10 protein-coding genes are annotated in these 12458 nt (G+C 73.1%); 5 read left to right on the top strand and 5 right to left on the bottom strand.

Going from position 1 to position 12458, the window contains the following annotated elements; translation table 11 throughout:
• Window positions 1–52: 52 nt before the first annotated feature.
• From JYK18_RS04350 to JYK18_RS04330, 5 genes are all read right to left on the bottom strand, one after another.
• Window positions 53–2017 carry a VirB4 family type IV secretion system protein gene (locus JYK18_RS04350; RefSeq protein WP_206800873.1) on the bottom strand — a complete coding sequence of 655 codons (1965 nt, stop codon included), beginning with the start codon at window positions 2015–2017 and terminating at the stop codon, window positions 53–55.
• Between the two features lie 4 nt (window positions 2018–2021).
• Window positions 2022–3365 (bottom strand): PrgI family protein, encoded by a 1344-nt coding sequence (locus JYK18_RS04345; protein WP_206800872.1) that lies wholly within the window; start codon window positions 3363–3365, stop codon window positions 2022–2024.
• A 13-nt stretch (window positions 3366–3378) separates the two neighbouring features.
• Window positions 3379–5637 (bottom strand): hypothetical protein, encoded by a 2259-nt coding sequence (locus tag JYK18_RS04340; protein ID WP_307795776.1) that lies wholly within the window; start codon window positions 5635–5637, stop codon window positions 3379–3381.
• A gap of 150 nt (window positions 5638–5787) precedes the next feature.
• Complete coding sequence (locus JYK18_RS04335) at window positions 5788–6111, bottom strand: pilin (protein ID WP_153036846.1); 324 nt, start codon at window positions 6109–6111, stop codon at window positions 5788–5790.
• Window positions 6112–6299: 188 nt separating this feature from the next.
• Window positions 6300–7325, bottom strand: a complete 1026-nt coding sequence (locus tag JYK18_RS04330) for a sigma-70 family RNA polymerase sigma factor (protein WP_206800871.1) — start codon at window positions 7323–7325, stop codon at window positions 6300–6302.
• A 756-nt stretch (window positions 7326–8081) separates the two neighbouring features.
• Between JYK18_RS04330 and JYK18_RS04325 the strand changes: the two genes are divergently transcribed.
• The 5 genes from JYK18_RS04325 to JYK18_RS04305 all read left to right on the top strand — a co-directional run bounded on the left by JYK18_RS04325 (window position 8082) and on the right by JYK18_RS04305 (window position 12276).
• Window positions 8082–8894, top strand: coding sequence for a hypothetical protein (locus tag JYK18_RS04325; RefSeq protein WP_307795775.1), 813 nt, complete (start codon window positions 8082–8084; stop codon window positions 8892–8894).
• Between the two features lie 68 nt (window positions 8895–8962).
• Complete coding sequence (locus tag JYK18_RS04320) at window positions 8963–10045, top strand: TRM11 family methyltransferase (RefSeq protein ID WP_206800870.1); 1083 nt, start codon at window positions 8963–8965, stop codon at window positions 10043–10045.
• A gap of 181 nt (window positions 10046–10226) precedes the next feature.
• Entirely contained in the window at window positions 10227–10778 is a 552-nt protein-coding gene (locus JYK18_RS47945; protein WP_206800869.1) for a VUT family protein, read from the top strand.
• Window positions 10775–11671, top strand: a complete 897-nt coding sequence (locus JYK18_RS04310; RefSeq protein WP_206800868.1) for a hypothetical protein — start codon at window positions 10775–10777, stop codon at window positions 11669–11671. Before JYK18_RS47945 ends, JYK18_RS04310 begins: the two co-directional genes overlap by 4 nt.
• A complete protein-coding gene (locus JYK18_RS04305; RefSeq protein ID WP_242578941.1) occupies window positions 11668–12276 on the top strand; it encodes a DNA cytosine methyltransferase in 609 nt (202 codons plus the stop codon). The genes JYK18_RS04310 and JYK18_RS04305 overlap by 4 nt, the downstream gene beginning before the upstream one ends.
• Window positions 12277–12458: the final 182 nt, after the last annotated feature.

Raw genomic sequence — 12458 nt, 5'->3', positions numbered from 1 at the left:
CGGGAAGACTTGTTGCGAGGCAAGGAAGCGTCGAGCGCGGATTCGGGCCGGGTCACGCGGGATCGAGGTCGACCTGTCCGGCGTCGTCGAACCCGTCACCGTCGAGTTCCGCGTCGGCGCCCGGGGCAGTGGTGTCGGCTCGCCCGAGGTCGATGTAGGCGTCGGCGAGGCCGCTGTCGGTGGCGTCGGGCTCCTCGTCGGCGAACCGGGCCAGTTCGGCGGGGTCCGTGGTGACCAGGAAGTTCTCTGTGACGGAGGCCAGTGACTGAAACGCCACCCGCTGGGTCCCGGAGCTGAGAAGTCCCTGGCCACGGTCAGCCGAGAGCAGGAATTGCCGCTCGCCGGCGGAGAGGTCGAAGGTCTCGGCGATCTCGTCGATGGCCTGGGGCGCTTGGCGTAGCAGCACTTGGGTGGCGGCGTTGGACACGATGGCTTTGCCGAGGTCGCTGCTGAGCACGTCGGCGGTGTCCTGGGTCGCGACCGTGAGCCCGCACCAGTGTTTGCGGGCTGCTTTGGCCATGCGGAAGAGGAACTTCGCGCCTTCGGGTTGCTGCATCAGCAGCCATGCTTCGTCGACCACGACCAGCCGGGGACGGCGGTAGGCCGGGTTCGACACGCGGCGCCAGACCGCGTCGAGCACCAGCAGGGTGCCGATCGCGCGCAGCTCGTCGGGCAGGTCCCGGAGGGAGAACACGACGAGGTGTCCGTCCGGGGTGGCGGTGGTGGGCCCGTCGAAGAGGTCGGCGAAGCTGCCGTCGACGAAGGGGTGCAGCCGGGCGGCGAGGTCGGCGGCCACTGTGCCGCCGCGGTCGCCGGCGGTGACGAGTACGTCGCGCAGGTCGCGCAGCAGCGGCGCGGGACGCGTCCAGGTGCGGGCGTCGTCGGTGATCCCGGCGCGGTGGTAGGTGGCGGTGATCGCGGTGTCGAGCACCGCGCGCTCGGCGGCGATGATCTCCGCGCCGAAGAGCACCGCGAGGACGGTGTGCAGGAACAGGCTGCGCCGCCGGAGCGCGTCCTGTGGCGCGGTGCGCCGCCCGCGTGCGTCGGTGTGCACGGGCAGGTCGAACGGGTTGAGCCGTACCCCGTTCGCGCCGAGGTGGACGTAGGTGCCGCCGACCTGGGAGGCCAGCCGGGCGTATTCGTCCTCGGGATCGACGACGAACGCCTGCACCCCATCGCCGGCCCAGCCGCTCTCGTCGTCGCCGAGGGAGCGGTAGAGGCTGCGCAGGGTCTCGAGTTTGACGAAGTAGGACTTGCCCGCGCCGGAGCGCCCGAGGACGACGGAGTTGTAGTTGTCGCAGGCGAACCGGTCCCAGTGCACGAGCCCGGAGCTGCCGATGTTGTAGCCGTAGAGCACGCCGGATGGGGCGGAGGTGGTCGGGTCAGTCGGGGGCAGGTCCGGTGAGGTGAACGGATACGCCGCGCTGACCGCGGCGGTGTCGAACGTCCTCTTCAGGCCGAGCGGGTCCAGCCCGAGCGGCAGGGTCGTCACCCAGCCCTGCAACGCCCGATACGTGGCGGGTTTCGCGTCCAGCAGCAGCGACGCGCACAGCGACCGCAGCGACGAGACTTCCTCGGCGAGGGACGTCTCGTCCGGGGCGTGCACCGTCAGGTACAGCCCGAACTTGAAGAGTTTCCCGTCGCCGCGGGCGATGCGCCGCGAGAGGTCGGCGGCGTCCTCGGCGGCGGCATCGACCTCGGGGTCGTCGAGCCGGTCGTGGCGGGCGTTGTGCCGCCGGGACGATTCGAGTTTGGCGCGTTGCTTGCGCAGGCCACTGGCCGCGGTGGCCGGGTCGACGGGCTGGACATGGACCGAGACGTCCAGGCGCGCGGGGTAGGTCAGCAGCGGCGCGAGCCACCCGGGGTAGACCTCCTGTGGATAGCCGGTGACCCCGAAGGAGGCGACGAACTCGTTGCCGACTTCCAGGTGCCGGGCCGACACCGACAGCGCATCCGGGGTGAACGCGCCCGCCGACCCGAACTGGGTCGCCGAACGGCGAATTTTGGTGCGTGTCATGGGTCTACCTGCTTTCGATCTCGTCGTCGTAGTCCCAGTCCTCGTCCTCGGGCAGCCACGGCCCCGACGACGCTGGCGAGCGGCCGGCGCGCGACGGCTCAGGGCGTGCCGGCTCGGGGCGTGCAGGCGCGGGGCCGCGAGCCGACGTGCGGGACGGGCGTGTCGCCGGAGCGCGGCGCGCGGATGACGGTGCGCCGGGTGTGCGCACTGCGCGGTCCGGACGCGATGCCGTTGCGAAGTCGGCCTCGGCGGGGTCGTCGGTGCCGTAGAGGTCGGTGAAGGTGGCGGTGGAGGTGACGACCTCGTCCGCCCCGGCCAGCGCCGCCGAGGGCGGCAAGAAGGTGTCGGGGTTGCAGGCCGCCGCCAGCACGCCGGTCGCGGCGGCGGCGTCGAGCGGGGAGGCCACGATCCCGGCGGGGGTGAGCAGTTCGATGGCTTCGCCGAGGCGGCGCACCAGCCGCTGTTCGGCCGCCTGTCGTACCCCGTCATCCACCACCGGCTCGTTGTGTCGGCGGTGGCGTCGCCACGGCAGCACGCCAGCCACAGCAGTGGGGGCTGGGCTGGTGCGCAACGGTTCGCGCAGGATCAACAGGACTTGGCGGCGCAGCAGGTCCGCGTGCGCGGTGAGCTCGACGAGGTAGTCCGCGTGGTCCCGCGCGGCGGCCTCCAACGCGGGGTGGGGCAGCCCGCCGGCGCGCGCCCGCAGTTCGGCGATCTGCGGTGCGAGGTCGAGGCGTTCGGCCCGCACCAGGATCTGCACCGGCGCGGTCAGGGAGTGCAGGTAGCGCGCGAAGGACGCGACGAGCGCCTCCTGCTCCCCGGGCGTGCGCAGGCTGAAGTTCACCGTCGAACAGACGGCGATGACGGCGAGCCCGTCGGCGCCGAGGTCGACGACCCCGGCCTGCGCGCCGGTGTCGGCCACACCGGTGGCGGGCAGTTCCAGCGGTGCCGGTGATACCGGCTCGGCCCCCGCTGCCGGGTGCCGTCCGCGGCGATGTCGCGTCGGGTGGTCGGCGTGCTGGGCGGTCAACCAGGCCGGGGCCGCGCGCACGCCTTCGGGTGCGGCGACCCGGTGCCGCGGCGAGAGGTGCTGGCGGATCGCGGCGAGCGCGAGGCGGTCCAGGGGCAGCCCGTCACGCTGCCCGAGCGCCAGCACGGTGACCGTGATCCCGACCGGCACCGCGACGAGGAGGAACACCGGCAGTGGCACGAACGCGCGGGTCACCGAGTACAGGCCGTAGAGCAGCACGCCGGCGACACCGAGGATCGCGAGTTGCCGGGCGGTCAACGGCCCGAGCACCCGATCGGGGCGGTCGACATCGGCGGGCACACGCACGGGAGAAGTCATGGCGAGTCGGTCCTCACTTCGTCTTCGGGGCCCGGCGGGCGGGCAGGTCCAACGGCAGGGCCAGTTGCGTTCCGGCGCGCCGCTTCGGCGTCGGTGACGCGCTCGCGCCACTGGCAGGTGGGGTCTTGGGCTGGCGGCGGACTCCGAGCGGCAGCGGGTACTGGCCGGAGGCGAGCGCCCGGTTGCCGGTGTAGGCATCCCGCGCCCGGCGGCGGGCGGCGCGGGCCGCGCGGTTGATCCGGCCGGACGGGGTGAGCAACCCAGGCCCGATCTGCCGGGGACTGGCCGGCGCGGGGCCGGCGAGGTCGTCGGCCAGCGTCCGGCGAGGCGTGCGCGGTGGTGCGGGACGCAGGTGGATCGGCAGCATGCCCGCGCCTGGGGCGATCAGCGCGCGGGGCAGGTGCGCGGGCGGGCGCGCGTTGCGGTTGATCCGCCCGTCCGCGGTGAACAACCCGGACTGTGGCACGGGCGGTGGCATCCCGGCGCCGCGTGCGGCGAGGTCGTCGGCAAGCGAGCGGCGCCCGACCCGGTCGGGATCTCGGCGGGTGGTGATCGGCAATCCAAGCTGATCACGCGGCAGCGCACCCGGTAGCGGGTCCAGAGGGAGCGCGCGCGGGTTCGCCGAGACTGTCTGCTCGTCGCCGGACCCGCTGGTAGTGAACAGCGACAGCTGCCCCGGCCCGGGCTTGTGTCCTGCCCCGGTGCCGCTGCCCGGCAGCTCGCCCAGGCGCGGAGAACGGCGCGGCCCCGGGCGTGTGCGACGAACCCGCATCGGCATCATGAACTGGCCCGTGCGAGTCGACGGCGGATCCGCCGAAGGGGCTTGGCTACTCGAGCGGGGACTGCGCCGGCTGCCGCGTTTGCCGCCGGCCAGGGCACCGGCGCCGCCGAGCAGGCCCATGGTCTTGTAGGCGAGGATGCCGCGTACCACCGAGCCCAGCAGCGACCGGCGTCCGCCGCCGCGCAGCGGGGACAGGCACCAGACCGGGATCTTGATCAAGATCCAGAGCAGGGCCAGGCACAGCAGCAGGTACACCAGCCCCGATGGGGTCGGCCCGAACAGCGAGATCCCGCCGGGGGTGACGACCACGCGCAGCGCGACGACCAGGGTCAGTGACTGCCCGACCTGGATCAGCAGGAGGCCGCCGAACCCTTTCCACCACGCGGTGGCGACGCCCTCGGTATGCGGGAGTGCGTGCCACATCAGCGCGAGCGGCGCGGCGGCGATCAGCGCGATGGTCAGGAAGATCCGCACGACGTAGGTGACGAGCAGGACCAGGATCATCACCACGAGCGCCACGGCGATGAGGAACAGCCAGCCCTCGCCGCCGCCGATCGAGCCGGTGAACATCTCGGTCATAGCCTTGCCCGCAGTGGCGGGATCGAGACCGTCGCCCATCACCGCGGCGGCGAGGGCGTTGGCGAGGCGGATCCCGGTGACCGCGACGAACTGCGACAGCGTCCCGGCCAGGAATCCGACCACGATCCGGGGTGCGAGTTCTTTGACGCTGTAGCGGCTCTGCAGGGTCTGGTAGCCCATGAGCACGATCCCGGCGATCGCGATCAGGATCGCGTAGACGGCCACCATCAGCTGCCACGACTCGGTCCACAACTGCCCGACCGCGGGCAGCGACTGCGGTTCCGGGGTGGTCAGCAGCGTGGTGCCGAGCAACTCCAGCAGCGGGTTGAGCGCCTCGGACACCAGACCACGGAAGAACGCCTCGATCCCGTCGGTGACACAGGCGATCGGATCGAGAATCCCGCACTCGGACTCATCGCCTCCGCCGCTGCCCGGCACTGGCGGGGTACCGGGCAGCGGCCCGCCAGGAGGCACGGGTTGCGGGATGCAGTTCGGCCCCTCGCATGCCGGTGGCGGCGGTCCGCCGGGTGGCGGGCAGCCGGGCAGCACCGAGCCGGGGAAGCACTGCGACGGGTCCGGCGCCGGAACCTCGGTGATCGGTGGCAACGGCGACGGCGGGGGTGAGGGCGACGCTGAGACGGGTGGCAGGCAGCCGGGCACGACCGAGCCGGGCGGGCACGAGGGATCGTCGACCGGCGGTACTGGCAGCACCGGCGGTTGCGCCAGCGGCGCCGCCGCTGCCACGGGCGCCGGGTCGCCCGTGGCCGAGGCGGTCAGTGTGATTCCGGCGAGGACCGCCAGCATCGGCACCAGCACCGCGAGCGCTCGTGCCCACCGCAGCGGAGCCAGCCAGCGTCCCCAGCCGCCGCGTGCGCGACGGGGCTGAACGGGGCCGGTCGGCGGACCGGTCACGGCCCGCTCTCCGCACCCGGAGCCAGTCTTTGCGTCGGCGGCGAGGACGGACCCGCCGGCTCGGGCGGGGCGCACGATCGGCGTCGCCGGTCGGCGCCGGACTGGGTGTCGTGGCCGGGGTGAGGGTGTGTAGCGCTGTGCGGTCATGGCTTACACCCCGCCCACGATGCCCTTGAGGATCTCGACCACGAGCGGGGCGAGCGCGGCGAGCCCGAAGCCGATGCCGGCGGCCTTGAACGCGCCCTTGGCTTTCTCGATCTCGCCGGGGTCACCGGAGGCCATGAGGTAGCGCAGCCCGCCGATGGTGAGGAACACGACGGCGACCCCGGCGAGGATGCCCATGATCCAGTTGCGGATGTTGGACAGGACCTCGTCGATGGTCTGGGCGAGCGCGACGATCTGGATGGTGTCCGCGCGCGCGGCCGAGGACGTCAGCACCACACCGGCGGCGAGCAGCCACCCGACCAGCAGCACGAGCCGGCGGCAGTGCACACGGTGCCGGGGCCGGACCCGCGTGGGGGCGTCACCGGCGCAGCGGGTTGCCGTGTGCGGGGCGGGCAGCGCCGGTGGAGGCGCCCCGCCGGGGCGCGCGGTGGTGGCCGGGGTTGCCGGGCGGAGGGAGGCGGCGCGGCGTGGCCGATGGCGGAGGGGTTGGCGTGGTGTCAGCCGCATGAGCCGGCCTCCCGGCTGGTCCCTGTGAGTGCGCCGGAACCGATGCGGAAGGCGCGGGAACGAGGGGCCGCAGGCGGGTGGGGTGCGCGCGTGGCGGTGCCCGAGCGCGCACTCGAGCGCGTCGCGGGCACCTCGAGGATGCCCGGGACACCACGGAGCCCGGTGGCGGCGAGTCGCCGTGCCTGGCGGGCGCGGAACAACGTCACCGCGGGGGTGTCCTGGTGTGCGGTCAGGTCGTCGATGAGGCGGTGTTCGGCGCGGCTGCGGACCTTGCGGATCGCCCACTCCCCGCGGCCGAGGGGCGCCGCGGCGGCGTCGATCGGCACCTCGCCGAAACGGGTGTCCACGATCAGTGCGGCTTCCTCGGTGGTGATGACCCCGTCACGGGCGGCGGCCATCAGCAGGACCTCGGGATGCCCGCCCAGCCGCTGCGGCGGTGCCGACCGGAAACGCGCGGTTTTCGCCGCGATCTCGTCCAGCTCCTCGGTCAGCAGCGGGCCGTCGAGAGCTTCTCGCAACGCGAGATAGCCACAGCGGAAAGCTGCCCACCGAAGCCGCGCCAGGATCGCCGGCTCATCGAGATCGACCTCGCCCAGCCACTGCAGGAACCCGGTCAGGACTTCGGCGTGGATGTCGTGCTTGTCGCCGCGGAACCGGTGGGTCAACGCCGCCGCGACCGACAGCAGCACCGGCAGCGCCAGCCCGACACACGCCACCGTCCAGGTGCCGCGCTCGGCCCGCGCCCGGGTGATCAGATAGGCCCACACCGCGTCCCGCACGGCTTGCGTGCAGTCCTCGGCCAGCAGCAACCCACCCAGCTCGTCCAGCGGCACCGGCCGGGCGGGCAGGCCCGCGATCTCAGCACCGTCCACACAGACCGGACGCGGGCCGGTCACCAGCCACTCGAAGCTGCTGGCGGCGGCATCGAACACCCCGCCATACCCGGCCCGGCCACGGCCGCGACGGACAGAGAACGAACCCGGTTCGGGCTCGACCTTCGGTAACGATGAATCCATATCGACCACTCCCGAAAAGGCGGAATCAGAGCGGTCTGCAGAAAGCCATGGTCGGCGCCTCAAAACCGCATCAAAACCGCTTCATGGACGCCTCAAAACCGCCTCACAAGCGCCTCGCGCGTACGGAGAAGTGCGAGATGCTCGACGTGGCTCCGGTGCGAGAGCCGACGGTTGATCGCCCGGCCCGTGGTCGGGGAATATGGCTGTGAGCTGCACGGCGAACGTGGCTGCCGCACTGCGTGCGCGAAGGCGCCTCAAGCTCTCGACGCTCGATCGGTCCGTCAGGGACGCGGCGGTAAATCGAGATGAAATCAAAAGAACCGGCGCGTCTGGTTTATCTGGCGACTATCGGAGCGTGCTCCTGAAACTAGTTTGAAAATTTTCGATACCACATGTCCAAAAGTGACGTTTTTCGCGGAGTTAGGGGGTGACAGCGCCACACGCCGGACACGTGCCGGCAACTCGTGCTCGGAGGTCCCGATGTCCCAACGCCCGCAATCCCCGGCTGGCCGCCCCGGCCGCCGGGCGGACTCGACTCGCCCGCCGCGCGCCCGCCGCGGCGGCGACCGCGCTCCCTACCCGGGAGCCCGCACTCGCACCGCCGCAACGGGTGCCCGCGGCACCGCAGCGACCTCGCGCCCCGACAGCACGACAGCACCGTCGCGCCGGCGCTCGACGACCTCACCGAGCGCGCCGACTCCGGCGACTGTGTGGACGTGCGGGCCCGAGCCGATCGACGCCCACGCGGCGTGGCCGGTGCCGATCGTGGAGGCCATCACGGCGGCGTTCACCGACCCCGGTGCGCACGTCGTTCTGATCGACATCGACCCCGCGCCGACCACCGTCACTACCCGGGGCGCCGACGGGGCCACGAGGATCGGCGAGGCGCCGAGGGTTGCCGCGCGGTCGGCGGTGCGCGCGCTCGATCGCACCGCCGACACGCTCACCGTCGACACCCGCGCCGACGGCGCCGCCACATCGTCACGACCGTTCTGGGCCGACCTCGTCACCGACACGAGCGACCCATCCGCGGTCCTCGCCGCAGCGCCCTCGGCACCGGCGCGCACCGGTGTCCTCGGCCGCGCGGAAGCGCCGGAGTCCGAGCGCAGCGCGCGGGCGGATCTGGTTCTCGTGTCCCTGCCCGCCCACGCCGCCACGGCGGCGCCGCTGGATCGGCTCGCGCTCCTGGCAGCGGCCCGCCTGCGCCACGGCGGAATCCTCGCCGTGTACACGCACAGCGACTCGACCCGGGGGCGGCTGGCCGACCCGACCGGTGCGATAGTGGCCGCCGCCCAGCACGCCGACCTGCTCTATCTGCAGCACATCGTCACCCTGCACACCCCGGTGGAGAAAGGGCGCCTGCGGGCCGCGCCGAACACAGCGGTGGCCGCTGAATACGACCGCGCCCAGCACCGCGCGACGGTGAGCGGACTACCCGCGCCGCACCTGCGCGCGCACGGCGATGTCCTCGCGTTCGCGCAACCGTCCGACCCCGGCGCGCCGCTGCCCGGGGCCGGTCCGGTGACCGCCAGGCACGGCGACGCGCCCAGCGCTGGAGGTGACCAGTGATGGCGCCCCCGCTCCGCCCGAGCGGGCCTTCCCCGGCCGTTTCCGCACCTGCGAAAGGCAGCACGCGCATGTCCGAACAGCACCTCCCAGCCTCGACCGACATGAGCGCGTCCCGCCCGGCCGCACACGGGCCCGAGGACCCGACCGTGCCGATCTCGCGGGCACTCATCGACGCCCTCGACACCGGCACCGCGCCGCCGGGCACCCGGGACGGACACGACCCGGCCGGGCCCGCCACCGTGCCCGGTGTGACCGATGCCGGCGAGTTGCCGTTGTCGGTGTGGGCGACCGCGCAGACCTCCCCGGCCGCCCAGCGCAAGGGCCGTTACGTGTCCGCCTCGACCGCGCACCCGGCCAAGATGCTCCCGGCCGTGGCCGCGCACGCCATCCGCCACTACACCCGGCCCGGCGACCTCGTCTTCGACCCGATGGCCGGATCGGGCACCACGCTGGTGGAGGCGATCGACGCCGGGCGCCGCGCGGTCGGCGTGGAGTACGAATGGCACTGGATCGCGGTGAGCCAAGCCAACCTCGACCTGGCGCGGCGCCGCGGCCACGACCACGACGGCGAGATCGTCCACGGCGACGCCCGGCAGCTGCCGTTCCTGCTGCCCGAGAAGTACCGGGGACAGGCCGCGCTGATCGTCACCTCCCCGCCGTATGGGCCCTCCACCCACGGACAGGTCGCCACCGCCACCACCGACTCCGACGACGGCAAGGTCCACAAGTACCACCACCGCTACGGCTCCACTCTGGACCGCGGCAACCTCGCCAACGTCGGCCACCACCGGCTGCTGTCCGGCTTCACCCGCATCCTGACCGGCTGCGCGGCCGTGCTGCGCCCCGGCGGGCACATCGCGATCACCGTCCGGCCCTGGCGCGAGCACTCCGAGCTCATTGATCTCCCCTCGCAGATCATCGCCTGCGGCCAGGCGGCCGGCCTGGTGCCGGTGGAGCGGTGCGTCGCTTTGCTGGCCCGCGTCGCCGACACCGACCTCGTCGCCCGCGGCTCGTTCTTCCAGCGCGACTTCATCCGCAAACAACGCGAGCAGGGCCTGCCGCTGCATCTGATCGCGCACGAAGACGTCATCGTGCTGCGCCGCCCCCTCGCCCCTGCCGCGCCCGTGCCCGTGCCCGGCGGCCGGTCATGAGCGCCCGCACGCGGTGCCGCGACTGCGGCTGGACAGCCCGCTTCCGGTGGCCCGCAGCAGCCCGCCGTGCTGCTGCGCTGCACCGCTGCCCAGCGCCTGAGCCGGCGGCTCCGCAGCCGCCAGCGCCGGAGTGGCCGGGCGGTGAGCGGCCGTGACCGCGTCATCCCAAGCAGCGGGCCCGGTGCCTGCCCAGGCGGGGCGCCCGCGAGGCCGGTCGTGCGCCAGCGGGGCCGCTCTCGCGGCAGGATGGGGCGCGGCCGGGGGCTACCTGGCGGTGGTGGCCGGGACGAACTGGGCCAGCACGCACCACGTGCTCACGCTCGGCGGACTGGCCATCCCCGCGGGCGCCTGCCTGGCCGGGCTGGTCTTCACCCTCCGCGATGCCCTGCACGAGGCGTTCGGCGCGTGCGGTGTGCTCACGGCGATCGCCGCCGGGACCGTGCTCTCGGCGGCGGTGGCTGCACCGCGCATCGCGATAGCGAGCGCTGCGGCGTTCCTCCTCGCCGAGCTCGCTGACTCGTGGCTGTATCGCCGGTGGCGCCCGCACGGGACGCTGGCCGCGCTCGCGGGATCGAACCTCGCCGGAGCGGTCGCGGACACCCTCGTGTTCGTGCCCTGGGCCTTCGGGTCCCTAGCGCTGCTGCCGGGACAGCTCACGGGCAAAGCCCTGACCACCGCGCTGGTACTCGCGGTAGTGGCGGTGTGGTCACGGCGGCGGGAGGTGCCGTCGTGAAGTTCTACCTGGGCACCCACCAGCCCGCCTGGCTCGCCCGTGACCTCGGTGTGCCGCTGCTGGTCTCGCACCGGCGCCTGGCCGGGCGCCGCACCCTGCCACGCGCGTCGGGGGAATGGGCCTTGGACTCCGGAGGCTTCACCGAGCTGTCACTGCACGGCCGCTGGCGCACCGATGCCCGCACCTACGCCACCGCGGTAGGCCGCTACGCCGCCGAGATCGGCAGGTTGGCGTGGGCCGCGCCGCAGGACTGGATGGTCGAGGCCCACGTGCGGGCCCGCACCGGGCTGAGCCTGCGCACCCACCTGCAGCGCACCGTGCGCAACTACCTCCAGTTGCGCGAACTGGCACCGGAGCTGCCGATCATCCCGATCGTCCAAGGCGACCAGGTCGCGGACTATCTGCGCTGCGCGGACTCCTACGAACGCCACGGAGTCGACCTGGCCGCACTCCCGCTGGTCGGTGTCGGCTCGGTGTGCCGGCGCCAGCACAGCGGCCAGGTCGAGCGCATTGTGCGATCCCTGCACGCACGGGGCCTGCGGCTGCACTGCTTCGGCGTCAAGACCATCGGGCTGGCCCGCTACGGCGAGGTGATCCAGTCCAGCGACTCCGCCGCGTGGAGCTTCAGTGGCCGGTACCAGCCCGGCTGCACGCCGAGCCATCGAACTGAGGCCAACTGCCTGACCTACGCCCTGGCCTGGCACCACCGACTCCAGCGAACCCTGAACAGCGCGCCACGCCACGACCACACCCGGCCGGACACGCCACGACGCTGCTCACCCGGTCCGGGCCGGTCCCAGCCGGGCGGGTCGCGACCCTCGCCGCACCGCACGGACACGCGCGTGCCCGCGCACCGGAACCGTCCTGCGCAGCGCAAGGTGGTGCGGCGATGAACGCAGCTGACTCTGCCGTCCGGGCACCTGGCGCGGGGACACGCGACGATCTGCGGTTCGTCGCGACCGAGGGACCGGTGATCGGGTCGCTGCGTACCGGGGCGGGCGGCCTCGACCTCGGCGTCGCGGCCGTGCTCGGCGGCCGGATCGCCTGGTACAGCGAAGTCGACCCGCACGCCGCGCGCGTTCTCGCCGCGCGCCTGCCCGGCGTGCCGAACCTGGGCGATCTGCGCGCGGTCGACTTCGCCACGGTCGCACCGGTCGAGGTGCTCACGGCGGGCTTTCCCTGTCAGGACATTTCCGCCGCCGGTCGGCGCGCGGGTATCGAGAAAGGCGCTCGCAGTGGACTGTGGACCAACATCCTGGACGCCATTCGCGTACTACGACCGCGCCTCGTCATCGTGGAGAATGTCGCCGCCCTCCGATGGCGGGGCGGCGGCCTCGACCGCGTACTCGGCGGGCTGGCCGAAGCGGGGTATGACGCGGTCTGGCGTTGCGTACGTGCCGCCGACATCGGCGCCGCCCACCGCCGCGAACGCGTGTTCCTGTGTGCCATCCCCACCCCGGGATGGGATGCGGATGATGCCCACCCCGCAGGCCCGTGACGGCGAACCACGCGGCCCCGTCGATCCAGCACGGCGGCGCGCGGGCGGACACCAAGTCAACCTCAACGACGCGGTCGACTCCGTCATCAGGCCGCCGCAACTACTGCCGACCCCGACAGCGGCGGACTCACGCTCGGCGGCGATCCAGACCGTGACCAAGCCGGGCCGCCCGATCCCGACCG

This window comes from Amycolatopsis sp. 195334CR, assembly GCF_017309385.1.
Lineage (GTDB): Bacteria > Actinomycetota > Actinomycetes > Mycobacteriales > Pseudonocardiaceae > Amycolatopsis.
The sequence above is the reverse complement of the archived record's forward strand: the minus strand, read 5'-3'. Positions and strand labels throughout refer to the sequence as shown.

Excerpts from the sequence above, each read along its gene's own strand:
- JYK18_RS04350 (WP_206800873.1), bottom strand. The coding sequence starts at position 2,017 with ATGACACGCACCAAAATTCGCCGTTCGGCGACCCAGTTCGGGTCGGCG.
- JYK18_RS04345 (WP_206800872.1), bottom strand. The coding sequence starts at position 3,365 with ATGACTTCTCCCGTGCGTGTGCCCGCCGATGTCGACCGCCCCGATCGG.
- JYK18_RS04330 (WP_206800871.1), bottom strand. The coding sequence starts at position 7,325 with ATGGATTCATCGTTACCGAAGGTCGAGCCCGAACCGGGTTCGTTCTCT.
- JYK18_RS04320 (WP_206800870.1), top strand. The coding sequence starts at position 8,963 with ATGTCCGAACAGCACCTCCCAGCCTCGACCGACATGAGCGCGTCCCGC.
- JYK18_RS04305 (WP_242578941.1), top strand. The coding sequence starts at position 11,668 with ATGAACGCAGCTGACTCTGCCGTCCGGGCACCTGGCGCGGGGACACGC.